27 protein-coding genes are annotated in these 26,951 nt (G+C 61.0%); 11 read left to right on the forward strand and 16 right to left on the reverse strand.

Going from position 1 to position 26,951, the window contains the following annotated elements:
* On the forward strand, nt 1–253 hold a 253-nt coding region (locus tag HW556_RS13100), incomplete at its 5' end, for a DUF5615 family PIN-like protein (RefSeq protein WP_176900547.1).
* Here the strand turns inward: HW556_RS13100 and HW556_RS13105 are convergent.
* The 10 genes from HW556_RS13105 to HW556_RS13150 all read right to left on the reverse strand — a co-directional run bounded on the left by HW556_RS13105 (nt 243) and on the right by HW556_RS13150 (nt 11,783).
* Nucleotides 243–644, reverse strand: a complete 402-nt coding sequence (locus HW556_RS13105) for a DUF3592 domain-containing protein (RefSeq protein ID WP_176900548.1) — start codon at nt 642–644, stop codon at nt 243–245. The genes HW556_RS13100 and HW556_RS13105 overlap by 11 nt on opposite strands.
* Before the next feature lie 16 nt (nt 645–660).
* Entirely contained in the window at nt 661–1,089 is a 429-nt protein-coding gene (locus HW556_RS13110) for a DUF3592 domain-containing protein (protein WP_176900549.1), read from the reverse strand.
* Nucleotides 1,090–1,095: 6 nt separating this feature from the next.
* On the reverse strand, nt 1,096–6,240 hold the full coding sequence (locus tag HW556_RS13115) for a DNA repair ATPase (protein ID WP_176900550.1): 5,145 nt from the start codon (nt 6,238–6,240) through the stop codon (nt 1,096–1,098).
* A gap of 45 nt (nt 6,241–6,285) precedes the next feature.
* Nucleotides 6,286–6,663: a DUF3592 domain-containing protein gene (locus HW556_RS13120; protein ID WP_176900551.1), complete on the reverse strand. Its 378-nt coding sequence runs from the start codon at nt 6,661–6,663 to the stop codon at nt 6,286–6,288.
* 81 nt (nt 6,664–6,744) lie between these two features.
* Nucleotides 6,745–8,913: a flotillin family protein gene (locus tag HW556_RS13125; protein WP_246289645.1), complete on the reverse strand. Its 2,169-nt coding sequence runs from the start codon at nt 8,911–8,913 to the stop codon at nt 6,745–6,747.
* 251 nt (nt 8,914–9,164) lie between these two features.
* A complete protein-coding gene (locus tag HW556_RS13130; protein WP_176900552.1) occupies nt 9,165–9,572 on the reverse strand; it encodes a PH domain-containing protein in 408 nt (135 codons plus the stop codon).
* Between the two features lie 45 nt (nt 9,573–9,617).
* The gene (locus HW556_RS13135; protein ID WP_176900553.1) at nt 9,618–10,286 is read right to left on the reverse strand and encodes an OB-fold-containig protein; all 669 of its coding nucleotides are present in this window, start codon (nt 10,284–10,286) and stop codon (nt 9,618–9,620) included.
* Between the two features lie 63 nt (nt 10,287–10,349).
* Nucleotides 10,350–10,556, reverse strand: a complete 207-nt coding sequence (locus HW556_RS13140; protein WP_176900554.1) for a hypothetical protein — start codon at nt 10,554–10,556, stop codon at nt 10,350–10,352.
* 24 nt (nt 10,557–10,580) lie between these two features.
* A complete protein-coding gene (locus tag HW556_RS13145; protein WP_176900555.1) occupies nt 10,581–11,309 on the reverse strand; it encodes a PspA/IM30 family protein in 729 nt (242 codons plus the stop codon).
* 54 nt (nt 11,310–11,363) lie between these two features.
* On the reverse strand, nt 11,364–11,783 hold the full coding sequence (locus HW556_RS13150) for a YbjN domain-containing protein (protein WP_176900556.1): 420 nt from the start codon (nt 11,781–11,783) through the stop codon (nt 11,364–11,366).
* Nucleotides 11,784–11,973: 190 nt separating this feature from the next.
* Between HW556_RS13150 and HW556_RS18525 the strand changes: the two genes are divergently transcribed.
* The 3 genes from HW556_RS18525 to HW556_RS19010 all read left to right on the forward strand — a co-directional run bounded on the left by HW556_RS18525 (nt 11,974) and on the right by HW556_RS19010 (nt 15,029).
* The gene (locus tag HW556_RS18525; RefSeq protein WP_218136923.1) at nt 11,974–12,780 is read left to right on the forward strand and encodes an XRE family transcriptional regulator; all 807 of its coding nucleotides are present in this window, start codon (nt 11,974–11,976) and stop codon (nt 12,778–12,780) included.
* Nucleotides 12,781–12,893: 113 nt separating this feature from the next.
* Complete coding sequence (gene hutU / locus HW556_RS13160; RefSeq protein ID WP_218136924.1) at nt 12,894–14,648, forward strand: urocanate hydratase; 1,755 nt, start codon at nt 12,894–12,896, stop codon at nt 14,646–14,648.
* Nucleotides 14,649–14,780: 132 nt separating this feature from the next.
* Nucleotides 14,781–15,029 carry a DUF3592 domain-containing protein gene (locus tag HW556_RS19010; protein WP_449404414.1) on the forward strand — a complete coding sequence of 83 codons (249 nt, stop codon included), beginning with the start codon at nt 14,781–14,783 and terminating at the stop codon, nt 15,027–15,029.
* Nucleotides 15,030–15,041: 12 nt separating this feature from the next.
* Here HW556_RS19010 and HW556_RS13170 read toward each other — a convergent pair whose 3' ends face one another.
* Both HW556_RS13170 and HW556_RS13175 read right to left on the reverse strand, forming a co-directional pair.
* A complete protein-coding gene (locus HW556_RS13170; protein ID WP_176900558.1) occupies nt 15,042–15,926 on the reverse strand; it encodes an ion transporter in 885 nt (294 codons plus the stop codon).
* Between the two features lie 64 nt (nt 15,927–15,990).
* The gene (locus HW556_RS13175; protein WP_176900559.1) at nt 15,991–16,920 is read right to left on the reverse strand and encodes an NmrA family NAD(P)-binding protein; all 930 of its coding nucleotides are present in this window, start codon (nt 16,918–16,920) and stop codon (nt 15,991–15,993) included.
* A gap of 177 nt (nt 16,921–17,097) precedes the next feature.
* On the opposite strand from HW556_RS13175, the gene HW556_RS13180 reads away from it, so the two are divergent.
* Together HW556_RS13180 and HW556_RS13185 are read left to right on the forward strand one after the other, a co-directional pair.
* Nucleotides 17,098–17,559: a hypothetical protein gene (locus HW556_RS13180; protein ID WP_176900560.1), complete on the forward strand. Its 462-nt coding sequence runs from the start codon at nt 17,098–17,100 to the stop codon at nt 17,557–17,559.
* Between the two features lie 209 nt (nt 17,560–17,768).
* Nucleotides 17,769–17,960, forward strand: a complete 192-nt coding sequence (locus HW556_RS13185; protein ID WP_019949498.1) for a cold-shock protein — start codon at nt 17,769–17,771, stop codon at nt 17,958–17,960.
* A 286-nt stretch (nt 17,961–18,246) separates the two neighbouring features.
* Here HW556_RS13185 and HW556_RS13190 read toward each other — a convergent pair whose 3' ends face one another.
* The gene (locus HW556_RS13190) at nt 18,247–19,770 is read right to left on the reverse strand and encodes a malate:quinone oxidoreductase (RefSeq protein ID WP_176900561.1); all 1,524 of its coding nucleotides are present in this window, start codon (nt 19,768–19,770) and stop codon (nt 18,247–18,249) included.
* A 199-nt stretch (nt 19,771–19,969) separates the two neighbouring features.
* Between HW556_RS13190 and HW556_RS13195 the strand changes: the two genes are divergently transcribed.
* Nucleotides 19,970–20,392: a BLUF domain-containing protein gene (locus HW556_RS13195; RefSeq protein ID WP_176900562.1), complete on the forward strand. Its 423-nt coding sequence runs from the start codon at nt 19,970–19,972 to the stop codon at nt 20,390–20,392.
* Entirely contained in the window at nt 20,389–21,201 is an 813-nt protein-coding gene (locus tag HW556_RS13200) for a class I SAM-dependent methyltransferase (protein ID WP_176900563.1), read from the forward strand. The genes HW556_RS13195 and HW556_RS13200 overlap by 4 nt, the downstream gene beginning before the upstream one ends.
* A gap of 149 nt (nt 21,202–21,350) precedes the next feature.
* Here the strand turns inward: HW556_RS13200 and pncA are convergent, their stop codons facing one another.
* Nucleotides 21,351–21,968 (reverse strand): bifunctional nicotinamidase/pyrazinamidase, encoded by a 618-nt coding sequence (gene pncA / locus HW556_RS13205; protein ID WP_176900564.1) that lies wholly within the window; start codon nt 21,966–21,968, stop codon nt 21,351–21,353.
* Between the two features lie 182 nt (nt 21,969–22,150).
* On the opposite strand from pncA, the gene HW556_RS13210 reads away from it, so the two are divergent.
* Nucleotides 22,151–23,095: a hypothetical protein gene (locus HW556_RS13210; RefSeq protein WP_176900565.1), complete on the forward strand. Its 945-nt coding sequence runs from the start codon at nt 22,151–22,153 to the stop codon at nt 23,093–23,095.
* Between the two features lie 253 nt (nt 23,096–23,348).
* Here the strand turns inward: HW556_RS13210 and HW556_RS13215 are convergent, their stop codons facing one another.
* Nucleotides 23,349–24,452, reverse strand: coding sequence for a patatin-like phospholipase family protein (locus tag HW556_RS13215; protein ID WP_176900566.1), 1,104 nt, complete (start codon nt 24,450–24,452; stop codon nt 23,349–23,351).
* A gap of 45 nt (nt 24,453–24,497) precedes the next feature.
* On the reverse strand, nt 24,498–24,935 hold the full coding sequence (locus tag HW556_RS13220) for a BLUF domain-containing protein (protein ID WP_176900567.1): 438 nt from the start codon (nt 24,933–24,935) through the stop codon (nt 24,498–24,500).
* A 159-nt stretch (nt 24,936–25,094) separates the two neighbouring features.
* Here HW556_RS13220 and HW556_RS13225 point away from each other — a divergent pair, with 159 nt between their 5' ends.
* On the forward strand, nt 25,095–26,078 hold the full coding sequence (locus HW556_RS13225) for an NAD-dependent epimerase/dehydratase family protein (RefSeq protein ID WP_176900568.1): 984 nt from the start codon (nt 25,095–25,097) through the stop codon (nt 26,076–26,078).
* Between the two features lie 144 nt (nt 26,079–26,222).
* The coding region (locus tag HW556_RS13230) for a DUF3891 family protein (RefSeq protein WP_176900569.1) at nt 26,223–26,951 on the forward strand (729 nt) is incomplete at its 3' end.

Here is a 26,951-nt window from a genome sequence, read left to right on the forward strand (position 1 = left end):
CATCAGTATCTGGCGCTATGCCCAGCAGCATGGCTACGATGTGCAGACTAAAGACGAGGATTTCTCACGGCTGGTGATGGCGGAAGGCTTCCCTCACCGGGTGGTCGCCGTGCAGAACGCCCAAGTACCCGTTGACCGACTCGCGGAGTTCCTGTTGGCCCGGCTGCCGCAGCTACGTGAGTTTCTAGGGGAGCAGCGAGGAGTTCGGGTTTGTGGTGTTGCGGGTTGCGTAGCTGTTTTCTTTAGTGGTTGAGGCTCACATAAAAGCCGCAACATATTATGGCGGCAAAGAGAGCATAGGGCCACCAGTCCCTTACGCCGAATGGCTCGGCTCCAATAAGGAATACCGTCGGATATCTGGGGTCGTAGCGTAACTGAACTAATTGGTTTACCTGATACCGTGCCGGGTAGCGGTCAACATTGTAACGTGCTACTATCCATCCGTGCTGCTCAGTCAGGAATCGAATTACCGGATAGTGTGCCGTCGTCTCATGGTCTGCTTCGTCTTCGACCAATTTCAGTACCGTACCTGTCACTAACACCCCGTGCGTTTGAAACCAGCGCTTTTTTCGATAGACGGAGTAAGCCATTGCCGCCGGAATTGCCAGCACAACAAGGAGAAAAATGAATTGACTGGTCGTCATGCTAAAAGTATCTGATTTATGCTGCACCCAAAGAATTCCAGAGAAGAAAAAAGCCCAAAGCCAGGCTAGCTAGTCCCAACAGTATTTTATTAACATATCCCTTAGACGAGTCAACATCGTCTGCTGTCGCAGAACGCTTCGGCCGTGAGGGGTCATAGTAAACCAATATTTCGTCGCCCACCAGATACAAGCACTCATCGATTGAGTCTTGGGCTGAGAAACTAGCCTGATGCAAGCTGCCGTGCTGGTCTTGGAAAGTAACCTTGAACTGGCTGATATACCCTTCTCTTACTTCAGTCAGGTTTGTATCTGTAATAACGGACGAAGTAAGAATGCCGTGCTCACGCAGGTAGCGGTTGAGGCGGAGTTGCCGGATGGTATCCCAGAGAATAAATGAACCGCATAAGAAGAAAATAGTACTTGCGAAAAGAGATTTGTAATTCATACCGCATCAGCTGTTCTTCAACGCTTCCCGAATCCCGCTCAAGCCACCCGTAATACCTTCCAGCTTCTCCAGTAGCTGGAGGAGCTGGCCGGCCTGGGAGTTACGGATGTTGACTTGGAAGGTGGTTTTGATTTCCTGCCAGCGGGCGGCTTCGGGGGGAGTGAGCCAGCCGAGCAGTTCGCGGAGCTTGAGCAGGTTGGCCTCGGTGGCGCTGGTCAGGGTTTGGGCCTCGCTGGCGTAGTGGGCGGCCAGCAGGTCGGTTACCTCCTGGTCGTTCATCACGGGGCGCACCTTCTCGGTTAGCTTGTTCATGTTGCGATACGAGCCCTGGAGCTTGAACGGCGGCTCGGTGCGATAGGCGTCGGCCTGAGCGGCACTGGCAATGTAGGCGGCGTTCACTTTGGCCACCACGTCGCGCAGGCGCAACAACTGGCGTAGCACGGCCACGTACTCGTTCAGCTCCTCGGGCGAGTGGTTGCCCTCGAAAGTGAGCCCCTCGGCCGAGCCGGTTTCGGCCAGGCGCAGCAGCGCGGGCACGTCCTGGGGGCTTTGGGTGGCCAGGCGGGCCAGGGTGGGGTGGCTGGTGAGGGCGTTTTCGAGGTAGGAGAGGCGGAAGGCAGCCTCGGAGCCAGCCGTGAGAATGTCGCCGAGGTTGTAGATGTCGGCGCGGTTGGCCAGCATATCGGGCAGCTGGAACACGTCGCCGCTTTCGGTGTAGGGGTTGCCGGCCATTACCACGGCCACTTTGCGGCCCCGGAAATCGTAGGTGCGGGGCCGGCCGCGGTACACGCCCTCAATCTGGCGCTGGGCGTCGCAGAGCGAGATGAACTTCTGCAAGAACTCGGGGTGACAGTGCTGGATATCGTCGACGTAAATCATCACGTTGTCGCCCATCTCGAAGGATAGGTTGAGCTTTTCCAGCTCCTGCCGCGCCCCCGCGTTGGGGGCCTGGGCCGGGTCGAGGCTGACCACCGAGTGGCCGATGGCCGGGCCGTTGATTTTCATGAAGATGAGCCCGAGCCGGTTGGCCACGTACTCCATGAGCGTGGTTTTGCCGTAGCCGGGGGGCGAAATCAGCAGCAATAGGCCCATCAGGTCGGTGCGCTTGCCCTCGCCGGCGGTACCAATCTGCTTGGCCAGGTTGGCCCCAATCAACGGCAGATACACCTGGTCGATAAGCTGGTTGCGCACGAACGACGTGAGCACCCGGGGCCGGAAGCTCTCCAGCCGCAGGTTGGCCGTGGCCTCGGCCACCCGCTGCTTCTTTAGCGCCTGGAACGCCTCGAACTGCGGCACCGTCTGCTGGTCGAATTGCCACAGCCGGCGGCGGAAAGCGGGGAAATCGAGGTGGTAGCTGGTGCCATCGACGCGCGGGTGGGTGCCCTGGAAGCGGGTAAGAGTTTCGCGGGTAGGCGTGGGCACGAGGCGGGCGGCGTCGAAGGAGTCGGTGAGCAGGAGTAGGGCCACCTCACCCCCCGGCCCCTGTAAATGCTCCATGCGCATTACCTCGGGGAGAGGGGGAGCCTGACGATTACCGTCTGGCGATTCGCCGGCTTCTTTTGGGGTTTGAGTTGCTGGAGCATCAACTATAGGCAAGCCGTCGGCTGACGACTGGCTCCCTCTCTCTCCGAGCAGAGGGGGCTGGGGGGTGAGGTGCGACGCCTGCACCCACTGCCGTACCAGCGCAAATTGCGCCACCGGCTGGCCGCCCAGCGCAGCTACCGACTGCGCGAACAGCTCGGTAGCGCGCCGCTCCTGGAGCTGCTGCCGGAACTGCCGGTACAGGTCGGCCGCTTCCTGGGAAATGGGGAAGGGGTTGTTGGCTAGTAGTTGCTGGTTGTCAGGATCGAGTTGGTTCTGAGCGTCTTTACCCTTGATTCTGGCTGGCTCTGAATTAGCTGATACGCCTTGTTGCAGGTCGCTTTTGATCAAGGAATTAAACAGGAACTCGCCGGCTTCCTGCACCTGGTCGGGCGTGAAAAGGCCGGTTTGCCGGGCGAATTGCTCCACGGCGGTTTGCAGCTCGGTTTGCAGGGCGTCGAACTGGCGGGAGTCGGGGAAAACTTGCAGGAGCGTGCTGATGCCCTGCAGCTGGTGCTGCCAGTGGGCACGCTGGGCGGGGTCGGCGAAGCGGAGCCAGAACAGGGCGGCGGCGGTGCGGGTGTCGGCGGGGTAACGGAGCAAGTCGGCCGAGCGGGTGAGGCGCACCAGGGCCGTCAGCAGCCGGGCCGCGTCGTGGTCGTGCACGCCCTTGAGGTAGCCCTCGGCGTAGCGCGGGGCCATAAACTGCTGTACGTAGCTCAGTAGCTCGGCCTCGCTCAGGTGAGCCAGCTCGGGAACCGACAGCACAGCGGTGCGGCCGGCTTCGGGGTTGGCGGCCACGGGGTGGTGGGCTGCTTGCAGGATACGCCAGGCCAGAAACTCGGCCCGGTATACGTCTGGGCTTTCCGACACCACGGTTTGGCCCCAGACCGGGCAGGCGGCCAGCAGGGCCTCGTCTTCAATGGGCTGGAAGAAGTTGGTGCCGGTGAGGTGGTAGAACAACGCGTTGTCGCGCTGCACCACCGTGAGTTCCAGCGGCTGGGTGTTTACGGTGAATGCGTGGGGACCGAACCTAATGGTCTGGCCGCCGTCAGCGTAGAGGTCGGCCCGGTCGCGGAGCTGGCGCACGGCATTTTCGCGCAGGGTTTTCAGGCGGCTCTGCACGTCGTCGGCCTTCACCGGGTCGCCCAGCTCCAGCAGCTCGCGGGCGGTCTGGCGCACCTTCTCCACCATCAGATCGGCCGCAAAGTAGCCCCCGATGTCGGCCACCGATTCGAGGCGGGCCAGGCGAGTCTGCACCGCTTTCAGCAGCCGCTCGGCACTTTGCAGCAGGGCCGTGGCGCGCTGGTTGCGGGCGGCCACCAGCGCCACTTTCTTCGCCTCGAAGGCCTCCACCACCTGCTCGCGGCGGGTGGTCAGCTGGTCGAGGAACTGGTCGAAGTCGGGGAAGCGGCCTTCCAGCTCTTCGAGCTGCACCATGAGCTTGGTCAGGTACTCGTCGCACTTGGCGGGCGTATCGGCCAGGTCGAGGTAGTTGGTGAGGGCCTGTTCGAGCAGCTTGAGCTGGGCGGTAAACTCGGCCTGCGCCTCGGTGCCGGCCAGTGCCTGCCGCCGCCGCTTCAGGGCCGCCCGGATCTGGTTGAAGCGAGCATACACCGTCGAAATCCGGTCGATGATGGCCGTGGTCTGGGTAGGGTCGGGGATGGGCAGGTTGCTCACCACGTCAATCAGCAGCTCCAGCTCCAGGGCCAAAGCAGTGGTCTCCTGCTCCCGCTCGTCGGCCTCCACGGTCTTGGCTACCTGTTCCACGCCATCGGATATGGTTTGCACGCGCTGCTCGTAGGGGGCCAGCGCGTCATCGCGAAGCAGGAACTCCACGGTCTGGCCGGCCACTTCCTGGCTCAGCGTTTCGAGGGCCGTGGCCTGTTCTTCCACGGCTGGCAGCGCCACGTAGCGCAGCTCCTTGAGGGCTACCACGGCCCCGCGCACGGCCCGTAATTCGCCCAGCAGCTGCACGAAGCCCGTCACATCGTCGGGGGCGGCCCTGCGGATGCGGTCAGTCAGCTCGGCGGCCTGCTGGAATACGTTCTGGGTTTGCTCGGCGGTGCTTTTACGGATGCCGCGTACTTTCTCAAACTCTTCAACCGCCGCCGTGGCGGCTTGGCGGATATCGTTGAGTGGGGCGGCCAGATCTTGGGCGGCGGGCTCGCGCAGCCAGTGGTAGGCGTCGGTGAGGGCCGTGGTCTGGCGAATCAGGTCGAGGTAGAGGCCGGCGTAGGAATCGTCCTTGCCCGCCAGCGTCAGCACCTCCTGCACCTCGCTCATGGCCCGCACAATCTCATTGTTGCCCAGCTTATACAAGTAGGAGTCAGACGTAACCGGTAACTCAAAATCCGGTCCGGTGAAGGGCGTTTGCCAGATTTGCACGGCGTGGTGCTTCTTAGGCTCCTCGTCGGTACGGAAGTAGCACAGCTCCCCGTTCTCAAACACCGCGTAGCCGTGGCACACAATGGGGTTGTCTACGCGCTGGGCGATGCGGTTATAGCTCAGCAGCAGGTACAGGCCCGAGTCCTTATTGTAAAATACGTACAGGAAATCCTCGCCGTTGGGCGAGACCAGACGCTTCTCGAACAGCATGTCGCGCAGGCCGTTGTCGAAGAGCTTGTTGTCGCCGGTTTGCAAATAGAAGCCGTGCGGGAAAATGAGGCCCTGGCCGTCGGGCAGCAGCACGCAGGCGTCAGCCAACGCATCGAGCCGTTGGGCTTTTTTGAGCTTGTAGTTGAAGATGAAGTAGCGGTACGCCGGCTCCTGGTAAGGCCGGATTTTGAGCAGCACCAGGTTGCCTACCACTGCGTAGTAGATTTCCGAGTCGTCTAGCGTCTGGTCCTTGTCATCGACCGGCTCACTAAGAATCCCGCGCCCGGTGGCAGTGTTGTTTTCCACCTTGATGGTGAGGTCGCCGCCCACGGTTTCCACGAACACCTTGTCTTCGATGCTAATGTGCGGGTGCTTGCCGCCGCGCTGCATGTCGCGGGTGGCGCGCTGCCAGGCAAACTCGTGCTGGGGCGGAAACCCGTACTCGTGGTCGGAGCGGTTGTCAAGGTAGGTCAGCGTGTCGCCGCGCATGAGCCACTTAAACGTCTTCACATCCGAAGAGCCCTTACCGATGCGGAACACCATAAAGAGGTGCGGCCCCAGCACGGCAAACTTCACGAACTGGGTGTTCTTGTAGTAGCGGTACAGGTTGCGGAACTCCTCCTCGAACTTAGCATCGGCCAGCAAATCCAGCCCCAGCGGCCGGAATTCGTGGTTCTGGTACTCGTACACGCCAAACACATCGGCCAAATCGGGCTCGGCCTTGAGGCCCAGCACCACGTTGTAGCCGAAAATGAACCGCTTGCCCACCGGCACTAGGTCCCAGGCCACGCAGTTGTATTCGGTGGTAATGCGCCCGGTGCCGAGCAGCCGCGTGTCCACGGCCCCGAACACCTGTTTGCGCTCAGCATTGAGCAGTTCGAGGCGCTGGCGCAGGTCGGTGCCGGCGGCTTGCAGGCGGTTACGCAGAATTTCGTAGGTGCCGGTTTCGAGTTGGGTAGCTGGAGCTTCCATAAGAGGGCAAGGCACGAACCCTTGCAAGAGAAAAAGGACTGCTGGTTAGTTGGTTGAAGGTCGCAACCTGGCCTTCAGGGTAGCATTAGCTGGGTCTGATTTAGCATAGATGACGGCAGTAGTATCGCCTTTTGCGTGGGTGCGTAAAAACATTCTGGGTACCCTCGTTCTAAAAGAATATTCCACCCCGCCAACTGTATACCGCACGGATACGCGCCTGCCCTTGTACCTTCTTACCCGGGTGATGACGCCCGTGGCATATCCCGGGTTTTTCAGGAGCAACTCGCGCTTCTCCGCAATATCCGTTTTGATGAAGTGGATGAGGCCAGCCAATAAGGCAACGCAGAAAGCCAGCCCGAGAATAATACCCACTACTTGCCGGCGGGTTATTTTCGGTGGATTGAGAGAATCGGGTGCGCGCATGGGCAGGTAGCCAGGGCCAGCTCCCCACTTCAGATGAAGCGGAGAGCTGGTTTCTAATGTTTAGCTAAGAATTGTCAGCTGTTATTTCAGCTCCAGCATCCGGGCCGGCTTGTCGCCGATGCCCAGGGCCGTGGCCGTGCTGGCCAGCTCCGTGATGGTGTTGCGCGTGGCGTCGTCGCCGGCCTTGTTCATCATCTTCAGCAGTAGCGCCGACACGCTCAGGTTCTTCAGGTCCTCGGAGCTCAGGCCGAACTGGTCGACGAAGCGGCGCAGGTTGGCTTTGAAGTCGCCCCCGCCGTTTTCGCCGAAGAAGGCATCCTTCACGGTGCCCAGCACTTCGGAGTTGTGCACGGCCCGGTCCACCATTTTGCCCTTGGTGATAGAGCCGATAATCTGGTCGAAGAACATGGTTTCCCCGCCCACGATATCGATTTTGGCGGCCTTGAGGGCCTCGCCGATAACTTCGGCCTGAGAGGCGGCAATGTCCTTCTGAATGCTGATCTGGGCCAGCTCGATGGATTTTTCCTTGTCGAGGCGCAGCTTGAACTCTTCGTGGTCCTTGCCCACCCCATCGAGCTTCTTCATGGCGTCGGCCTTGGCTTCGATGCCCTTGGCTTCCACCGCGTACTTCTGCTCCGACACGGCGGCTTCGGCCAGCCCTTTCTTCTGGTCGGCGTCGGCACGGGCCTGGATGATGTCGGCATCGGCAATGCCCTTTTCGCGGTTCACCCGGGCAGCTACCATCCCAAGCTTCTCGTCGGCTTCAGCCTGGGCCCCAGCCTTCACCTGAATGCCCTGGGCCTCGGCCGTGGCTGTGAGCTGGAGTACATTGGCTTCCGATTCGCCCTCCTTCTGGCGGGCTGCCGCCTTGGCCTGCATCACCTGGGCCTCAGCCATGCCGACGGCCGCGGCTTTACTGGCCTCCGCTTCGGCCAGCGTCCGGATGGCCGAAGCCCTGAATTCGGCAGCGGCCTTCTCGGCCTCGGCCTCAATGAGTGACTGCTTGCCGCGGAACTCAGCGGCTTGGCGCTCCATATCGGCCGTACCTACCAAGCTCACGTTGGCGGCTTCGGTTTCCTGGCGGGCGGCGGTTACGGCAATCAGCTTGTCGCGCTCGGCCAGGGCCTGGGCGCGGGTGTCCTTTATTTTCTCCTCCTCGATTACCGTGGCTTTCTCCACCGTAATCCGCTCCCGGATAATGGTCTGGATGTTCTTCTTTTCTTCTTCCAGCGCCTTTTCCTTCTCAATCTGGGCCAGGGCTACAATCCGCTCCCGCTCGTTTACTTCGAGGGCCTTGGCCTGGGCCACGCGCTCGGTTTCCACGGCGTCGGTGCGCTCCTTGTTGCGCTCGGCCACCAGTATTTGCCGGTCGCGGTTCTGCTGGGCAATGCCTACTTCTTCCTCGGTGGCAATGCGGGCCTTTTCCGATTTCAGCATTTCTTCCTGCTGCACCTTGGCCGACTCGGCGTTTTCGCGGGCCCGGATGTTGGCTACCTCACGCTTCTGCTTTTCCTGGTTTTCAATCAGCTGCTTTTCCAGCTCCAGAATGGTTTCCTGAGCCTCTACGTCCTGCTTCTTGATGGTTTTCTGCTTCTCACGCTCAATCGAGTTAGCCTGGATTTTCTGCTCCGAGGTCAGGGCAATAATCTTCTTGATACCCTCGGCATCGAGGATGTTGTCCTGGTTGAGGGCCGCGAGTGGGGTTTGCTCCAGGTAGTCGATGGCGCAGTCGTCGAGCACGTAGCCGTTGAGGTCAGTGCCGATGATGGTCAGGATTTGCTGCTTGAACTGCTCGCGGGAGTTATAGAGCTCAATGAAATCGAAGTGCTTGCCAACAGTCTTCAGGGCCTCCGAAAACTTGGCGTCGAACAGGTTTTCCAGCGCCGCCGGGTCGGAGGCGCGGTGGGCGCCGATGCTCTGGGCCACGTTAATCACGTCTCCGGGCGTCTTGTTGACCCGCACGAAGAAGTTCACCTTCACGTCGGCCCGCAGGTTGTCTTTGCAGACCAACCCCTCGGAACCGGCCCGCTGAATGATGATGGTTTTGAGCTTGATGTCCATCACCTCCAGCTTATGGAGCACGGGCACCACGATAATGCCGCTGAACGACACCTTGGTGTCGCCCATACCGGTGCGCACCAGGGCCTCGCCCTGCACGGCTTTGTTATACATGCGGGCCACAAAGGCCACAAAGCCCAGCACGAAAACGGCGACGATGACGAGCACCACCAATGAGAGTTGATCTAACATGAAAGTAGGGAGTAGGAGTGTTTCGAAGAGAGAGGGATTTGTTGGGAACCTAGGGGCAGGGGCAGGGCTTATCCTCACCCGCCATTTTCCGAGAGCGTTCAATGAAACCAGGCGGTTCTGCTCAGGCGGCGGACGGGTGATGCCCCTATGTCTGCAACCAGTCGGCCAGCCAGTTGAAAAAGTCGGCGAGCAGGCCGTCGAGCAGTGCATCGCCGAGCCAGCGCAGGCCTTTTTGCAGAAGATGGAGCAACTCAGTCATGGCGGATAGCAGGATTCAGGTGCAGTAAAGCGGCCAGAAAGCCAACGCGGTCGGCCGGTGAAATCAGCACCGAATCGTGCTTGCCGTAGCGGACCCGGAGCCGGTCGAGGGAGAGAGCGGGGGAGCTGAAGGGACTATGTGTGGGCAGGATGGACGTGATGTTCTGGATGGGCACCCGCCACACAAACGGTCCCGACACCACGCGCAGCAATTGCGCATCGGGCTGCACCTCGTAGTAAGTGTAGCGCAGCAACCAGTAAAAGAACCCCAACGCCGGCAGCATTACCAGCGCGTCGAGCCACGTCTGCGCCGCCGCCGCGTAGATGCCGCAGCCAATCAACAGTGCTATAATGGGGCCGAAGAGCCACCAGCTAATTGCGGAAGGGAATATCTGTTTCATGTTATAATGGAGTAGTTAGATAAGGCTGCGGTACTAATCGGTGCTTCAGGAAGTTAACTCAAATGGCTCTATCAGGTAGCAGCGGCGCAGCTGGTCATAGTCGATAATGAGGGCCGTGTCGCCCTTGCGTAGCTCGGTGCTGGCCGAGACGGTTCGTACGGTGAGCATCAACGGAGCACCTTTGAGAAGCTGTACGCTGGCCTGGCCCAGCTGCTCGTGGGTGGCAGGCAGTAGCAGGGTGCATACTTTGCCCAGCGGCGAGTTGGTGCCTTCTGATTCTTGCTCCAGCGCGGCAAACAAGCTTATAAAGGGCGTAGTAAGCACCTTTGCTACCAGCAGGCTGCCCACCAGCAACGGCACGAGCAGCACCGCGCCCACCAGCAGGCCCTCGTTGCCCAAGTAATGGTTGGCCAAAATACTGCCCACCCACCAGGGCAGCGCCACAAAGCTCACGAACACCATCAGCGGCACCCGCTCCAGATTGAAAAAGACCAGCACCGAGTTCAGAAACGAGGTGCCCGACTCATGCGCGTGCGCTCCGGTGTGGGTATCGGTGTGCAGGTCTGCGTGAGAATCGCCCTGCACACTTAAATCCAGCGACTTAAGATCGAGCAGGCCCAGCAGTACCGTAAGCCAATACAGCAACACCAACACCAGCAAGCCCGTGGGGAGCAGGCTGGCCGGCGCAACGGCCGCGTGGAGCAATTCTTTCATCAGGAGAGGATTAGCGGCGGGAAGGTACGGGAATCGGGAGAGCGGCCAAAAGTGCTGGCAATTTTAGCGGCCCGGCTTGGCCTCCAGCTCTTCAATTCGCTGCCGTAGCCGGCGGTTGTAGCGGCTCTGGCCGTTGAACTCAAGCGCCGCGCCTATCAGCATCAGGAAGTAGGCCTGCTCCAGCTCGATGACTTGGGAGACCCGCGCCAGGGCCGAGCCCAGAATGAGGGCAACACCGAAGTAGAACAAGAGCTTTTCGAGGGTTGTCATAGCAGTATTGATAGAGGGCTGTACTTACAATTCAGAACTGCCAAGCTGCTTCTGCATGCCCAGCTTGGCCTTGAGAGCCGCCAGATCGGCCGAGGCCTGCCCGCTGCCGTCGGCACCCAGGGCCTTGTCGATTTCCTGGTCTACCGACTTGCTTTCGTTGGCTATCTGGCCATACGATTCGGCCAGGGCTTCTTCGGTGGCAATTTTCTCCTTCATCCGCTCCAGCAGCGTCACCGTGCCCGACGAGTCGAGCTGGGCCAGCTGCTGGTTGATGGTTTTAGTGGCCGTGCTCACCGTCACGCGGGCTTTCAGGGTCCGCAGCTCGTTGTCCCACTGCGAAATGGTCTGCTTGAGCTGCTGCACGTTCTGGTTGAGCTGGCTGGCCGAGGCCTCGAACTTCTCCTGGTCCTGGTTGGCGCGGGTGGCCTGGGCTTCGTGCTGGGTTTTCTTGGTCAGCGCCTCGGTGGCCAGGCGGTCGGCCTCGGCGGTTTCCAGCTCCTGCCGATTAGCCTTTTGGAGCAGCAGCACGGCTTTGTTCTCGTAGTCGAGGGCTTTGCTGCGGGCGGTTTCGGCATCGTTGCGGCTCCGGATGGCCAGGGCCTTCACCTCGGCCAGCGCGTGCAGGGCCTTGTCGAGGTCCTCGCGCAGGTCGCGCAGGCCCTGCTCGGTCATTTTGATGGGGTCTTCGAACTGATTGACGGCCGAATGGGCTTCGGCTTGCCCAATTTTGAAGAGACGATTAAGAAAGCTCATGGTAATGGGGGTTTATAAGGTTCTGCGAACTTGAGGGCCTGAAAAGAGCTTTGTCTAAGCCTCCAACTTCACAGGGGTACCTTTTGAAAATTCAATCAGCTCGTCGCCAAACTCGCTGAGTACTAAGGCCAGGGAATTGAGCACGGCTTCGAGGGCCGCACGGTCAAGAATATCAAGCTGAAGCGTATCGCGGTAGATGACCTTTAGGCCCGACTCGTCGAGCACAAAGGCACCGTGAATGATGTCGCGGTTTTTCTGGAGCAGGCGCTGGTAAACGGTGCAGTCAGGAGCAGGCAGTTCCAGCAGGTACTGCTCCATAATCAGCAACGGCTCGCCGCAGCCCAGCACCAGATGATGAATGCCAAGTTCCGGCCGGCTTACTACCAGCAGGTTAGCGCCCTCATCCTGGTAATGGACATCAAAGCCCAGCTCCAGCAGGTAGGTGTGTAGCAGCGTAAAGTAAGGAGTAGCCATAGCGGAACGGGGGAGGAGTGGAATAGAGCAGACAACTTAGGCAAATTGGCCGGAGAATCCTTAGTGACTCGCCTGGCTCAAAAAAGTAGCATCCGGATTGAATGACTGACCGGATTGTGGTAACTTTACGATGCAATGGTAAACAAAGTTTGCTTGATGCTCAAGGTTTGAGCTAAAAATATTTTCGTCTATGTCGTACGTCGGTAAGAATATCCGAAAGATAAGAACCGTTAAGAAGCTTAGTCAGGCCGCTTTTGCGGAGCTTTTTGGCCTGGCGCGGCCCAGTGTGGGCGCTTACGAAGAAGGCCGCTCGGAGCCGAAAATGGAGACGTTGCTTCAGATTGCTCAACATTTTGGCTTATCGGTAGACCTGCTACTCACGAAAGAGCTGACCATAAATGAGCTCTACCGATTCGATATTTTCAAGCCGCAAGAATCGGCGCTGACCAAGGCCGATGCGCCTGCTCCAACGGCACTGGCCGACCAGCGGCCCCAGCTGACGCCCTACGTGCCCCAGGCCAGGCTGCTCGAATACATTGTGCGCCACCACGACACCGCCTTCGTCGACTCACTGTCCCCGCTCACGTTCCCGCACCAGCTGGGCCCCGCCACCCGCGCCTTCGACCTCAACGGCCCCGATATGGCACCCACCCTGCGCCACCAAGACGTGCTGCTCTGTTGTCGCGTTGATAAGGCGCTGCCCCGCCTGCACAGCGGCCGGGTGTACGCTCTGCTCACCCAAAGCCGCCTGCTGGTGCGCCGCCTGCAGGAGCAGCTGCCCGGCCAGATCCTGCGGCTCCGCGCTGACAACCCCGATTATCCGCCCCAGGATTTTCATTTGCCCGAAGCCCTCGAAATCTGGGAGGTACATGGCAGCTTCAGCACCTACCTGCGCCGCCCGGCCCTGCTCGAAGAGCGTGTAGCCTTGCTCGAACAGCAGCTCGCGCACCTGCAAACCTGCCTGGAAGAAACCCCGCCGCCAGCCGGCCAGCCCTAGCCAATACTTGCCGCGCCACTTGGCTGGTTCTGCGTGCTGGAGGCCGGCCAGAGCCGGGGTAAAAACAATATCTTGCTGATGCAGCTGGTCCTTCCCCGCGCTGCCTTCCCGCCATGCCTCATTCTGCCCTGCCAGCTCCCGAGCTCAACCTCGAAGTCACTTCAAAGTCGACTCCTGCGGCGGGCTCTGGCCGGCCCATGTACTACGAGTACCAGCCCGAGAAAACCGTGAAGGCCCAGCACGGTACCACCCTGCGCTGCAAAACCTGGGAAGCCGAGGCCGCCCTGCGGATGCTGGAAAACAATCTCGACCCGGCCGTGAGCCTCGTGTACGACGAGCTGATTGTGTACGGCGGGGCCGGCCGCGCCGCCCGCAACTGGAAAGAGTACCAGACCATTGTGCGCACGCTCAAAAACCTGGAGCCCGACGAAACCATGCTCGTGCAGAGCGGCAAGGCCGTGGGTGTGCTGCGTACCTGGGCCCACGCCCCGCGGGTGCTCATCGCCAACTCCAACCTGGTGCCCGCCTGGAGCACCCAAGAGCATTTCGATGAGCTGGACCGGCTGGGGCTGATGATGTACGGGCAGATGACGGCCGGCTCCTGGATTTATATTGCCACCCAGGGCATTCTGCAGGGCACCTACGAAACCTTTGCCGCCGTAGCCGAACGCCACTTCTCGGGCACGCTGGCCGGCACCGTAACGGTAACGGCCGGACTGGGCGGTATGAGCGGCGCCCAGCCCTTGGCCGTGACCATGAACGACGGCGTGTGTCTGGTGATTGAGCCCATTGATGAGCGGGTGAAGCAGAAGATGCGCGAAGGCTACCTCGATGAGCAGGCCCGCAACCTCGACCACGCCCTGGAACTGTGCGAGCAGTACCGGAAGGAGCGCAAAGGCTGGAGCATCGGCCTCACCGGCAACGCCGCCACGGTGCTGCCCGAGCTGCTGGCCCGCGGTTACAAAGCCGATATTGTAACCGACCAGACCTCGGCCCACGACCTGCTCGACTACATTCCCGAAGGCGACCTTGCGGCGGTGCTGCAGCTGCGCCAGGACAACCCGGCCGAGTTCCGGCAGCAGGCGCTGGCTTCCATCATGAAGCATTGCCAGGCCATTATCGATATGCAGAAGGCCGGCTCTGTGGCCCTCGATTACGGCAATAACCTGCGCGGGCAGGCCGAAAAGGGTGGCCTGAAAGTGCGCGACGAGCAGGGCCAGTTCCTGTATCCCGGCTTCGTGCCCGCCTACATCCGGCCGCTGTTCTGCGAGGGCAAAGGCCCGTTCCGCTGGGCCGCCCTCTCCGGCGACCCCCAGGATATTCTGCGCCTCGACCGCGCCCTGCTCGAAACCTTCCCCGACGACAAGCTGCTGGCCCGCTGGATTGAAAAAGCCCAGGCCAAAGTGCCATTCATTGGGCTGCCGGCCCGCGTGTGCTGGCTGGGCTACGGCGAGCGGGAGAAGTTTGGCCTAGTTATCAACGAACTCGTGGCCCGCGGCGAAGTGTCGGCCCCCATCGTCATCGGCCGCGACCACCTCGACTGCGGCTCCGTGGCCTCGCCCAACCGCGAAACCGAAGGCATGAAGGACGGCTCCGACGCCGTAGCCGACTGGCCCCTGCTCAACGCCCTAGCCAACTGCGCCAGCGGCGCCGACTGGGTTTCGCTGCACAACGGCGGCGGCGTGGGTATTGGTAACTCCACCCACTCGGGCATGGTAATAGTCGCCACCGGAACCCCCGAAAAAGCTGAACGCCTCAAACGTGTTTTGACAACTGACCCCGGTATGGGCATACTGCGCCACGCCGACGCCGGCTACGAACTGGCCCAGCAGGTAGCCCGGGAGCGAGGCGTGCTGATTCCGGGGTAGAAAGTGGTTGAACCAATAGTGAAATGAGTAATGGGCTTCGAATCAGGGTTTTTTGCCGATTGCGTCTTGGCTGTAATAGTTATTATACTGGTGGTAGGGACTTACATAAAAGCCAAGAAGCACCATGACCGGATGCAAGAGCATGGCGTCTATGCACACGGCGTAGTCGTTCGCAATAAGGTTATCTGGGGACGAATTATCACCGTTCGGCCTATTGTGCGATTTGCAACGCAGCACGGCCAGATGATAGAGAAACTATCAACAGCTGGGAGTGCCTTTGCCGTGCCGCGTTACCCGCAAGGCACCAAAGTGGTGCTTCTATATGACCCAGAAGACCCACACGAGTTCATGATAGAATCCGCTGACAGTAGTTATATCTGACGAAATCCACCTTCACACCACGCCGCCGCAGTGCCAGCAGAACGCAGCGTCGGGGTGGTGGGCGGCGGATTGGCAGCGGGGGCAGCGGGCCTGCTTGTAGGCGGGCGCGGCCGGCACTGCTGCCGTTTTGGCTACTGTTGTGGTAGCTCCGGCGGCAATACCTGATGTCTGGTTGCGCGACATCTGAGCCGACACAATGCCGGTGGGCACGGCAATGTTGGCGTAACCCATAATCATGAGGACGGTGGCCAGCGTCTGGCCCAGCACCGTCACGGGCGAAATGTCACCGTAACCCACGGTCGTCAGTGTTACCACGGCCCAGTACACGCTCTTGGGGATGCTGGTAAAGCCGTTTTCACCGCCCTCGAGCACGTACATGAACGTGCCCATCAGCACGGCCAGCGCCAGAACCGACGACAGGAACACCAGGATTTTGAAGCGGCTGGCCTTAAGAGCATCCAGAATGAACTCGCCCTCGCCAATAAACTGACCTAACTTAAAGATGCGGAACACCCGTAGCAGCCGCACCGTGCGCACTACCAGCAGGTAGTGGCTGCCCGCCAGCATCAATACCAGCAACGATGGCACAATGGCTACCACATCAATCAGTCCCAGCCAGCTCAGTGCGTAGCGCAACGGCCGCCTCACAATCAGCAGCCGCACCAGGTACTCGACCAGAAATAAGCCGGTAAACGCCCATTCCACAATCCGCAACACCGGCCCAAAGCGCGCGTTTATGCTGCCCACGCTTTCCAGCATCACGGCCACTACGCTCAGCACAATGGCTACCAGCAGCAGAATGTCAAACAGCTGGCCGGCCCGCGTGTCGGCTTCTAAAACGATGCGGTAAATGTTTCGTTTCCAGTAAGGAGCGTTGGGGGAGGGGCGGTTATCCATGAGCGCAGACGATGATGCCGTAAAGCTACGGCTGCCGATTAAATGCCCCGCCGAACCTGCCTGCCTACTGGTTGGCGGCCAGCATGTCCTGTACCGTTGTCCAGTGCAGGCCCGGATAGCGGTTGTTATCGAGCGGTTCCTGCAGCTTGGCGTCGCCGCTGAGCATATTGTGCAGGTACTGCATACCCTGCCAGGGCGGAAACACGTCGTTGGGGGCCGGCACCATAGTTTTGGTGATGCTGATGAGCGTACTCAGCAGGCCCAGCCCGCCGGGCCGCAGCAGCCGGTAGGGCCGGCCGGTAGCGGCGCTGGCAGCCTCGCGCAGCTGCCGGGGGCTGGCCACTTCGCCGGCTACGCGCAGGTAGCGGGGCGTGATGGGGTCGAGGGCGGCGGCGGCCGTAAAGTCGGCCGTGTCCTGCATGGTGGTCAGGTCGAGGGGCTGGTCGGCGTTGCCCCAGTACAGCACCAGTCGCGGGCCGGCTAGCACTACCGGTGCCGTGCCCCGCAGCAAATCCATGAACATGCCATTGAGCACCGAAGTAGCCCGGATGGGCGCCTTATCGAGCCGGCGGGCAAACTCGCGGCGCAGGTCAAAGTTGCGGTTGGAACCCTCGGGCACCCGGGTGAAATCGGCCGAGAAGTCGGACGGAATGAAGCGGGGCACGCCGGCTGCCACGGCCGCATCGAGTAGCCGGCCCTGGGTTTCCACTATAATATTGCGCAACCCGTTGAGGGCCGATACTACGCAGCCAGCTCCCTGGCAGGCGCGGGTCAGGTCGGCAACGCTGCCGTAGTCCGCTGCTACCACCTGCACCCCCTGTTGCCGCAACGACTCGGCTTCGGCCCCATTCAGGCTAGCCGGGCGCACCAGTGCCCGCACTTCGGCCCCGCGCCGACGCAGATGATGCGCAATAAGCAAACCCAGCGACCCAGTGGCTCCGGCCAGTACAATCAGGGGCGAGTCGGCCGAAGCAGAAATGGTTGGTTCAGTCATAAACTAAGAAGTAAAAACAGAAGGGAGGTAGCAATGCAAGCAGGGCCGGATGGCCGTTGCCGCACCAACGCGAACAGCTGCTTTACCCGACCGGCCCCTATAAAGTTGTAGCCCCGGCCATTGCCACCTCCAAAAACTGCCGCAGTAACTGGCCGCACCCGATACATTTGCCGGCGTATGCAAATCCTGCTCAAGCTGTTCGCCGACCTCTTCGATGCCCTGGTGGTGTTATTTATAAGCGGCAGCCAGCTGCTGAGCCTAGGCTACGCCGAGCTCAACATTGTGGTGTACTGCGGGCTGGTGCCGCTGGGCTGGCTGGGGCTGGTGGCACTCCGGCAGCCCCGCTACAAGTGGCTGCTGCTGGCCGGTACCGTAGCGCTGGTGGCGCTTGCGCTGTTGTTACGGGAGCCGGGCAGCACCGGCCAGGGCTTCTACAACTACAACATCCGGGTGCTGGAGCTGCTGGGCCGCGTTACCGGCTTGGGCTACGTGCTGGTTTCGCTGCTGATGGGCGTGCTGATTCCGGGGGGGGCGGCGGGGCTGCTGCTGCTGGTGCCGCGCCGCTGGGCCCTGCTGACCTGGGTAACGCTGCTAGCACTGCTGCTGGGCTATTTTGTGCTTGGCATCCGCCTTGCCTGAAGTGGTCCAAGGTAGACTGAGGCCCGCTGGTGGGCACATTGCTGGTTTTTGACGAAAGGGTTGTTGATTACTTCCAGAAAAAAAGTCTATCTTTAGCCCGTTAAAAGGCAACTTGTCAACGAGTCATTAAGCTTAGTTCAGCCTGGCTGAGCTAAGCCAAACGGTTCCGCTGCTGCTTGCTTTATCACTTCCACCACCTTCCAAGCATCATGCAGACGGGAACCGTAAAATTTTTCAATGAGACCAAGGGTTTTGGTTTCATCAACAACGCCGAAACCGGCGAAGACATCTTCGTACACGTAACCGGCCTCATTGACGAAATCCGCGACAATGATAAGGTAGAATTCGAAGTAGAGCAGGGCCGTAAGGGCCTGAACGCCGTTAAAGTGCGTCGCGCTTAGCCTACCCTACTTTTTGTAGTTGCAAAAAGCACGCTCCAACTAGGGGCGTGCTTTTTTGCGCTTCTCGGTGGAGGCTTCTTTCGTAGTTTACCCCGTCAGCCAAGCTGCTCTCACCGTGTTAAGCATGCCAGGGCACTCAAACCCGGGAAGCCTCGTGTTGAGCGGAGGCGAAGCCCCCTTACCACTTCTCGGGTAGTACAACGAAGCGGTAAGGGGGCTTCGGCTCCGCTTAGCATGAGGTTCTCATGAATGAATAGCAGCTCTCCAAATCGATTGCCCCCAGATGCTAGGCCTCAATGCCCAGCTGCTGCGGCGTTACCAGCCCTAACACGGTGCTGGTATGGGTGCGCGTCTGGTTCACCAGTTCCGGCTCATCAGCCAGTTGGTGGCCCAGCGTGGGCACCATCTCGCGGAATTTGGCCTGCCACTCGGGCGTAACCGATTGCGCGGGAAAGCACTTCTGCACCAGATTCAGCATGATGCTGACGGCGGTGGAAGCACCGGGTGAGGCTCCAAGCAGCGCGGCAATGGAGCCATCGGCGGCCGTAACCATCTCGGTACCGAATTCGAGCACGCCGCCCTCCTCCTTATCCTTCTTGATAACCTGCACGCGCTGGCCGGCGATGGCCAGCTCCCAGTCCTGGGCCTGGGCATCGGGCAAGTACTCGCGCAGGGCCGCCAGCCGGTCGTCGGGCGACTGCACGACCTGCTGGATGAGGTATTTGGTGAGCGAGAGGTTTTTGAGGCCGGCCATAATCATGGGCTTTACATTGCCGAACTGAATGGAGGCCGGCAAATCGAAATAGGAGCCCGTTTTCAGGAACTTGGTGCTAAAGCCGGCATATGGGCCGAATAACAGCTGCTTTTCACCATCAATCACGCGCGTGTCGAGGTGGGGCACCGACATGGGCGGCGAGCCTACCGAGGCCTTGCCGTATACTTTGGCGTTGTGGCGGGCAATAACGGCCGGGTTGACGCAACGCAGCCACTGCCCGCTTACCGGGAAGCCCCCGTAGCCATTGGCCTCCGGAATATCAGACTTTTCGAGCAGCGGCAGCGAGCCGCCCCCGGCCCCGATAAACACGAATTTTGCCCGCTCTTTCAGCTCGGCACCCGTTTCGAGGTTTTTGGTTTTCACGCCCCAGGTGCCGTCAAACTTATGACGTAGCTTTTCCACCTCATGGTGAAAGTGTATGGTTACCCCTGGTTTTTCCTGCAGCAGGTAAAACATGCCGCGGGTCAGAGAACCGAAGTTAACGTCAGTGCCCAGATCCATGCGGGTAGCGGCCACGGTTTGCTCGGCGTTGCGGCCCTCCATCACCAAGGGCATCCAGTTCTCGATTTCGGCCCGATCGTCGCTGAACTGCATGCCCTTAAACAGGGCCGATTCGGTGAGGGCTGCGTGGCGCTTGCGCAGAAACTCCACGTTTTCGCGGCCCATCACGAAGCTCATGTGCGGGATGTAGTTGATGAACCGCTCGATTTCCTTGACGTCATATTTCTCCGTCAGAAAGGCCCAGAACTGCTTGCTCTGCTCGAACTGCTCGGCAATTTTGAGGGCTTTGCTGATGTCGATGGAGCCATCGGGGCGCTCGGGCGTGTAGTTCAGCTCGCAGAAAGCCGAGTGGCCGGTACCGGCGTTATTCCAGGCGTCGGAGCTTTCGGCGGCGGCCACATCGAGGCGCTCAAAAATAGTGATGGTCAGCGTTGGGTCGAGCTCCTTAAGCATCAGGCCCAGCGTGGCGCTCATGATGCCGGCACCAATCAGTACCACATCGGTGGCGGCTAGGGAAGGGGTAGTAGAATTCATAGGGAAAGAGGCTGAGGTAATAGGTACGAACCCAAACTCCAAAAAGATAAACGAACGGGATGCGGGACCATATCTGCTCGGGTCTCGGCGCTCTATCGTTAAAAACGTATATTAGTTATTCTCCTGGCAGAGTTGGTTCTGATCGGCACCATCGTCGCGCCGGCTATGGACTGTCTGTGTGAGGTAAAGCCCATAAACTATGTACCATCTTGTATACTCGAGCCAGGTAGTGGGTACAGTAAGCGAAAGTCTGCTGCGCGAAATGCTGCTAAAATTCAGGCACTACAACCATCAGGTGGGCATTACGGGCATTCTGCTGTACTGCGACGGCAAGGTGCTCCAGGTGCTGGAAGGCGAGCGGGCAGCGGTGGAAGAGCTCTATGGCCGCATCGAGCACGACCCGCGCCATGGCAACGTGGTAAAGCTGGCCGATGGTCCGGTGAGCTGGCGTGAGTTTCCCGAGTGGTCGATGGCCTTTGCCATGGCCTCGCCGTCGGCCTTTGCCTCGCTGACCGGCTACTGCGACCCCGACAACCCCTGGCAGCTCCGCAGCGAAGCCGGGCGGCTGATTCGGGAGTTGATTCGGGAATTTATCCAGCAAACCCGCCTGACCATTCGATGAGTACGCCACCCACTATTCCACCGGATTACCTGGAGCTGAACCGCCGCCTCTGGAACGCTAAAACTGCCTTCCACCTCGCGTCAGACTTCTATGATGTAGCCGGTTTTGCGGCGGGCCAAACGTCGCTTAACCCGCCCGAACTGCAGCTACTCGGCGATGTTGCCGGGCAGCACATTCTGCACCTGCAGTGTCATTTTGGCCTCGACACCCTCTCGCTGGCCCGCATGGGGGCCCACGTTACGGGCGTCGATCTGGCCGATCAGGCCATTGCCGCCGCCCGCGCCCTCAATGCGCAGTTGGGCTTGGCCGCCGAATTCGTGCAGGCCGATGTGCTGGCCCTGCCCGCCCACCTCAACGGGCAGTTCGACGTGGTGTTTGCCTCCTACGGCGTACTGGGCTGGCTGCCCGACCTGACGCAGTGGGCTGTCGGCGTGGCCCGCTGCCTGCGCCCCAGTGGCCGGCTGGTGCTGGTCGAGTTTCATCCGGCCGTTTGGATGTTCGACAACGATTTCACCCGCATCGAGTACTCCTATTTCAACCGCCAGACCATTATTGAGCAGGAAACCGGCACCTACGCCGACCGTGCCGCGCCACTGCATGAAACATCCGTGTGCTGGAACCACAGTCTGGGCGAGGTGCTGGGGGCGCTGCTGGGCCAGGGGCTGGCCGTTCGCCATTTCGAGGAGTACGACTACTCTTGCTACGACTGCCTGAACGGACTGGAGCCGGCTCCTGACGGCGGCTACCAACTCGCCCACATGCCCGGCAAGCTCCCGCTGATGTTCTCAGTGGTAGCCCAGAAACTGTAGGGTTTAGTTGTTAGTGGCAGTGAGCGGTTGGCAAAAGGTCATTCAGAGCGTAGCGAAGAATCTCGCTTGCTAATCGTTGAGCGTCCGTTGCAACGTCAGCGCGCGAGATTCTTCGCTGCGCTCTGAATGACGTTCCTTCCGCCAACCGCTCACTGCTCACTGCTCACCTCAGCTGTAGTTACGAACTGCGCCCCGCGCTGCGCCAGGTCGATGCGGGCCTGCGCGTAGCCCTCGGCGCTGATGGCGCGGGTGGCATCTTCTACTAAGAATAGAGTGAAGCCTTGCTGTAGGGCATCGAGGGCGGAGAAGTAGACGCAGAAGTCGGCGGCTAAGCCGGCCAGGTACACTGCGGTTACGCCGCGGCCGCGCAGGTAGTCGGCCAGGCCGGTGCTTTTGCGGTGGCCGTTATCGAAAAAGCCGCTGTAAGAGTCGATGGCCGGGTTGGTGCCTTTGCGGAAGATGGCCTCGATGCGGTGCTGGTCGAGGCTAGCTACGAACTCGGCGCCGGGCGTGCCCTGCACGCAGTGGTCGGGCCAGAGGGTTTGGGGTAGGCCGTGCAGCTCGGCCTGCTCGAATGGCTGGCGGCCGGGGTGCGAACTGGCGAAGCTGCCGTGGCTGGCCGGATGCCAATCCTGGGTGGCGACTACCAGATCGAAATGAGGCTGCAACTGGTTGGCCAGCGGCACCACAGCGTCACCGTCGGTTACAGCTAGCGCTCCGCCGGGTACAAAATCGTTCTGAATGTCAATTAGTAACAGCGCTTTCATCGGGCAAAACTTAAAAGTGCACGGCCCCAGCAGAAGGCCGCTTTCGGAAGATATTGTACGCTAATCGGCCGAGCAAAAGTAGTCCAGCCCGCCCACTTGCTGGCCCGCCCGCCCGATTCGTGCGTACTTTGCCACGAATTGAGGGGCGGGCCCGACCCGCAATCCGAAAGCGCACGATAGTAATGACGAAGTTTTTTCTGGTGGGCCTGGGCCTGCTGCTGGGCAGCTTGCCACAAGTGGGCGCGGCCCAAACCCTGGGCCCTGTTTCGGTTCCCGAGGCGGCGGCCCGGCAGGCTGTAGCAGGTACGCGGGTGTGGCTGGTGCCTCCTGTCGGCTTTGGTCCGGCCGCGGGCCTCACGGGGCTGCGCCGAGGGCCGGCCGCGCTGCAGGTGATGGAGATGCCCGGCAGCAACTATTACCGGCAGGCAGCTGGCTTCAACCCGGCACGCTTTACGGCGCGCGGCGGCACCATCATCAGCTTCAGCGCCTTGCAGATAGATGGCTATCCGGCGCAGCTGGCACGGGTGCAGCTCAGCCCCACTCAGGAAACCAGCCAGCTGCTATTCGGCGACTCGACTTTTGTGGTGTTGCTCGACGCCCGCTACCCAGTGGCCGACACGGCGGCCGGCGGGGCGTTGCGGCGTAGCCTGCGCTCGGCCACCTACCGCCCCCTTGCCGCTGATGCGCCGGCTACGCTGGGCAACACCGTGTTCGTACTCGACGAGCAGAAGTCGCCCTTCGCGCTGGCCCTGGCCCGGCAGGGTGCCTACACCTACACGCTGGGCGGGCAGCGCAAGCCCGACTATGGTGCCGAGCCGGTGCTCACCGTCAGCACGTATCCCTACAATCCGTCTATCACGGCGGCCGATATCAGTGCTCAGCTGCTTACCCGCCCCGATGGCCCCAAGGCCTATAAGCCCCGCAAGATGACCTCGGGCAAGATAAACGACCTAATAACCTATGAAACCGAAGGGTTTGCGCAGCTACAGGGCCAGCGGGTGCTGGTGTATCAGCAGGTAACGGTCATCGGCAACACTGCCGTAGCGCTGCAGGGCATTGCCCGCCAGGATTTCGACCAAGCCCTGGAGCAGTTCAAAACCCTTACCCGCACAATTAAGGCGCGGTAGCGAAGAAAGGAGCAGTGATAAAAGACCGGTAAGCTGAGTTAGCCGAAGCATCTCTACTGGTAGCACAAAGTAGGGGCGGGGCTTGTCCCCCCCCGCCGGTAAACGATTTTCGGCGGTAACGGTCCCGCGGCGGGGGGGGGGGGGCGCCCCCCCCCCCCCGGGGGGGGGGGCCCCCCCCCCCCCCCCGCGGAAAAGGTCCCCGGGTGGGGGGGGGGGGGGCCACACCCCCCGCCCCTACAGCGTGCTGATAGCCTTAATTCCCCCGTACCAGAAACTCCCGTACCCCATTTCGGCCGCTGTTCATGAGCTGCTGCTTTTGCTCGGCCGACAGCCGCTTGATTTTGGGGTTGAAGCCCACGGTGCTGATACTGACGGTGCGGGGCCAGTCGGAGGTATCGGTGGGGTTGAGGTTTTCGAGGGCCACCGTGTAGAGCGCTCCAATGTAGGAACCCAGATCCTGGATGGCGTAGGGCGCCAGCTGGGCCCGGCCGCCGGGCTGGGTATCAACGGCCACCTGCTCGGGCCGGTCGAGGCGCAGGCCCAGCGTTTCGGGATTACGGAAAGCGGCGGAATCGAGGCGGGCGGCTCTTGGTTCGGCCGGCGCGGGCGTCAGGTAGCGCGGGTGGTCGAACAAATCGAGCGGGTAATTGGCCAGCAGGCCACCGTCGACCAGTACTTCCACAGCCTGATCTTTGGCAGGCTTGGCAACCACCTGGCCGGTGGCGGCATCGAGGAGCACGGCCCGAAAGTAGAGCGGGATACTCATGCTGATGCGCACGGCGTCGGCTACGCGCAAGTTCGGGTGGGTTTCGTAGCTGAACACCTGCACGCACTGGCGGGTGAGGTTGGTGCCGGTGGTGTACAGGTCGCGGTAGCGACTGGGCTGCTGCTGGGCCAGTGTGTGCAGCTCGCCCAGTGTGAGGTCGGGGCGCTGGGTTTGGCGGCCCACCAATTCGGCCAGCAGCTGGGTAAAGGCGTCGCCGCGGTACCAGCCGTACTGTTTCAGCAGCCGGGTGCCACCCCCGAAAAAGATGTACTGCCCATCGTTGAGCCGCTGGATTGGCAACTCATTCACAATGGCGATAATTTCGGCCGGCGCGTAGCCCACGGCCAGCAACGCCGCCTGAATGGCCCCGGCCGACGTGCCCCCCACCCGCCGCAGCGCCGTCAGGCGGCCCTGGCTTTCCAGTTCGGCCAGCGCCCCGCCGTATGCAATGCCCCGGACGCCGCCGCCTTCCATCACAAGGTTGCGGTACACAGCCGGCCGGGTTGTCGGCGCCTGGGCCGGGGCGGTTATGCTAACGGCACTCAGTAGCGGCAGCAGCAGCCGTAACAGCCGCACATTTAGTCCCATCATCCGGCCAAAATAAGGCGGCGGCGGCAATTCAAACCTCTTCCGACTCTACTCGTCCAAGGTTATGCCCCGGGCAAAGCCGCGTAATAGCTCCCACAGCGCATCGGGGGGGTGAGCCGCGAAACCGGGCGACTGGGCCAGGGACAGAAAACCGGTGGTCTGCTGCAATTCGGCCGGACTTACCGGCGCGTAGCCCATGCGCCAGTCGGGAAAGGCGCGGGCGGCTACCAGGCCATAGCTGAGTGTGCGCACATTGGTGTGGCGCGAATCCTGTTGAATCCGGCCATAGAGCTGGCTCAGGGCCGGCTCGGGACCTTCGAGCACCTGCAAAAACTGTCCTTCCACGTAAAGCAAAAGCCCGGTGAGGTACTGGGCCTGGTTGTGGGTGCGGGCTTTACCCAGTAGCGCTTCTAGCGCAACAGCACAGAAGGGAGGGGTGGCCTGGCTTTGATAAACCAGCCGAAACAGGGAGGTGGGTGAAACCATGGACGGTAAAATTCCATTTTTCAGCCGATAGTTCCAAATAAGTAAAAGACCGCACGCCGGGCCGGGGCCGGCAGTGGCGTTGGAGGCCGCCAAAGCCCTTATCTTTACGGTACTTCCCTCAACCCGAATTTCTCGTTTCCCACCCGCTTTTTTTTCTCCATGAGCATTTCTGCCACCCCCAGCGGCGACACCATTCTCGTTATCGGTGCCGGCGGTCAGCTGGGCCTCGAACTCACCCAGGAGTTGCGCCGCCTCTATGGTGCCTCGAACGTAGTGGCCGCCGATGTGCGCCAGCCCAAAGACGCCGAGCTAACGGAGGCCGGCCCCTTCGAACTACTCGATGTGCTCGACCAAGACCGCCTGACCGAGGTAATGCGCCGCTATAAGCCCGCCCAGGTGTACCATCTGGCGGCCCTGCTTTCGGCCACGGCCGAGCAGCAGCCCAAATTCGGGTGGCGGCTGAATATGGACGGCCTGTTCAATGTGCTCGACGCGTCGGTAGAGTTGGGCGTGCGCCAGGTGTACTGGCCCAGCTCGATTGCCGTGTTCGGGCCCGACACTCCGCGCGAGAATACGCCTCAGCTCACGACCATGAACCCCAACACGGTGTACGGCATCAGCAAGCTGGCCGGCGAGCAGTGGGGCGAGTGGTATTTCCGCAAGCATGGCCTCGACATCCGCAGCCTGCGCTACCCCGGCCTGATCGGCTACAAGAGCCTGCCCGGTGGCGGCACTACCGATTACGCCGTGGATATTTATCACAAGGCCGTGGCCGGCGAGGCGTTCGAGTGTTTCCTGAAAGAGGACACTTATCTGCCGATGATGTACATGCCCGACGCACTTAAAGCTACGCTCGACCTCATGCACGCCCCCGCCGACCACCTGACGGTGCGCAGCTCCTACAACCTGGGAGCCATGAGCTTCAGCCCCGCCGAAATCGTAACCAGCATCCGCCGCCACTACCCCGATTTCCAGGTGAGCTACCGCCCCGACCAGCGCCAGGCCATTGCCGACTCCTGGCCCGCCAGCATCGACGACACCCAGGCCCGCCGCGACTGGAACTGGCAACCCGACTTCGACCTCGACAAAATGACCGACGACATGCTGCTGCACCTGAAGCAGATGCAGCCAGCCAGCTTGTAGCCTCCCCGGCTCCAGCCTCGGCAGCACCAGCGCCCCGCCCATCCGGCGGGGCGCTTTTTTTGGCGGGTGCGGCCCAACCCGCCGCGGGAGGCTGCGTTCTGGAAGCAGAGTCTCTTGTTTTACCGCTTTCTGCCTGCTGAATCCATGATTGTGAATTACGTACCCGAGGGCTGGCAGATTATCTACCAGCAGGCCCACGCGCTGCTGGCGGCCCAGCTGCTGCACCAGTGGCCCGCCAGCCTGCTGCCGCCCGACCAGTGGGTGGGCCTGCTGGGCGCCGCCGCCCAGCACGACGACGAGCAGCCCACCTGGACCGGCCACTACGGCCTGACGCCCGCTGGCGCGCCCGCCAACTTCACGATGCAGCCCTTTTCGCTGGAGCAGGCCACCGGGGTGCTGCGGGCCGCCCGTTTCCAGGGCCGCTGGCGCAGCCTGCTTACCAGCCTGCACCTAAGCACGCTGTATGAAGAACTGCGGGGCCAGGGCAAGGCAATCGATACTTTTCTGGATGAGCAGAAGGCCAGCCAGCAGCAGTGGCGGCGCGAACTGAAACTCAAGAAAGCCGACACCGACCGCGCCTACGCTCTGCTGCACTGGTGCGACCGGCTAAGCCTGATTCTGTGCCGCCACGAAATCCCGGAGATGGGCCGGGCCCTCGAAATTTACCAGGGCCCCAATGGCCATACCCACACCGTTTCCCAACCCACACCCGATGGCCCGCTGCACGTCAGCCCCTGGCCTTTCCGCCAACCGCAGTTCGAGGTGAGCGTGGAAGTCAGCACGCTCAACCAACTGCAGTTCACATCCGATCCTGAGCTATCGGACGCACTGAACACGGCCCCAATTTCCACGCTTCGCTGGGAGTTTGAGAAG

Source organism: Hymenobacter terrestris, from assembly GCF_013377905.1.
GTDB lineage: Bacteria > Bacteroidota > Bacteroidia > Cytophagales > Hymenobacteraceae > Hymenobacter > Hymenobacter terrestris.

Bases quoted from the DNA above. Each gene is read 5' to 3' on its own strand.
- hutU (WP_218136924.1), top strand. From the start codon at position 12,894: ATGCCTCATTCTGCCCTGCCAGCTCCCGAGCTCAACCTCGAAGTCACT.
- pncA (WP_176900564.1), bottom strand. From the start codon at position 21,968: ATGAAAGCGCTGTTACTAATTGACATTCAGAACGATTTTGTACCCGGC.
- HW556_RS13175 (WP_176900559.1), bottom strand. From the start codon at position 16,920: ATGACTGAACCAACCATTTCTGCTTCGGCCGACTCGCCCCTGATTGTA.
- HW556_RS13220 (WP_176900567.1), bottom strand. From the start codon at position 24,935: ATGGTTTCACCCACCTCCCTGTTTCGGCTGGTTTATCAAAGCCAGGCC.
- HW556_RS13185 (WP_019949498.1), top strand. From the start codon at position 17,769: ATGCAGACGGGAACCGTAAAATTTTTCAATGAGACCAAGGGTTTTGGT.
- HW556_RS13140 (WP_176900554.1), bottom strand. From the start codon at position 10,556: ATGACAACCCTCGAAAAGCTCTTGTTCTACTTCGGTGTTGCCCTCATT.
- HW556_RS19010 (WP_449404414.1), top strand. From the start codon at position 14,781: ATGCAAGAGCATGGCGTCTATGCACACGGCGTAGTCGTTCGCAATAAG.
- HW556_RS18525 (WP_218136923.1), top strand. From the start codon at position 11,974: ATGTCGTACGTCGGTAAGAATATCCGAAAGATAAGAACCGTTAAGAAG.
- HW556_RS13110 (WP_176900549.1), bottom strand. From the start codon at position 1,089: ATGAATTACAAATCTCTTTTCGCAAGTACTATTTTCTTCTTATGCGGT.
- HW556_RS13120 (WP_176900551.1), bottom strand. From the start codon at position 6,663: ATGCGCGCACCCGATTCTCTCAATCCACCGAAAATAACCCGCCGGCAA.
- HW556_RS13210 (WP_176900565.1), top strand. From the start codon at position 22,151: ATGACGAAGTTTTTTCTGGTGGGCCTGGGCCTGCTGCTGGGCAGCTTG.
- HW556_RS13145 (WP_176900555.1), bottom strand. From the start codon at position 11,309: ATGAGCTTTCTTAATCGTCTCTTCAAAATTGGGCAAGCCGAAGCCCAT.
- HW556_RS13130 (WP_176900552.1), bottom strand. From the start codon at position 9,572: ATGAAACAGATATTCCCTTCCGCAATTAGCTGGTGGCTCTTCGGCCCC.
- HW556_RS13115 (WP_176900550.1), bottom strand. From the start codon at position 6,240: ATGGAAGCTCCAGCTACCCAACTCGAAACCGGCACCTACGAAATTCTG.
- HW556_RS13190 (WP_176900561.1), bottom strand. From the start codon at position 19,770: ATGAATTCTACTACCCCTTCCCTAGCCGCCACCGATGTGGTACTGATT.
- HW556_RS13195 (WP_176900562.1), top strand. From the start codon at position 19,970: ATGTACCATCTTGTATACTCGAGCCAGGTAGTGGGTACAGTAAGCGAA.
- HW556_RS13200 (WP_176900563.1), top strand. From the start codon at position 20,389: ATGAGTACGCCACCCACTATTCCACCGGATTACCTGGAGCTGAACCGC.
- HW556_RS13150 (WP_176900556.1), bottom strand. From the start codon at position 11,783: ATGGCTACTCCTTACTTTACGCTGCTACACACCTACCTGCTGGAGCTG.
- HW556_RS13135 (WP_176900553.1), bottom strand. From the start codon at position 10,286: ATGAAAGAATTGCTCCACGCGGCCGTTGCGCCGGCCAGCCTGCTCCCC.
- HW556_RS13215 (WP_176900566.1), bottom strand. From the start codon at position 24,452: ATGATGGGACTAAATGTGCGGCTGTTACGGCTGCTGCTGCCGCTACTG.
- HW556_RS13125 (WP_246289645.1), bottom strand. From the start codon at position 8,913: ATGTTAGATCAACTCTCATTGGTGGTGCTCGTCATCGTCGCCGTTTTC.
- HW556_RS13225 (WP_176900568.1), top strand. From the start codon at position 25,095: ATGAGCATTTCTGCCACCCCCAGCGGCGACACCATTCTCGTTATCGGT.
- HW556_RS13170 (WP_176900558.1), bottom strand. From the start codon at position 15,926: ATGGATAACCGCCCCTCCCCCAACGCTCCTTACTGGAAACGAAACATT.
- HW556_RS13180 (WP_176900560.1), top strand. From the start codon at position 17,098: ATGCAAATCCTGCTCAAGCTGTTCGCCGACCTCTTCGATGCCCTGGTG.
- HW556_RS13105 (WP_176900548.1), bottom strand. From the start codon at position 644: ATGACGACCAGTCAATTCATTTTTCTCCTTGTTGTGCTGGCAATTCCG.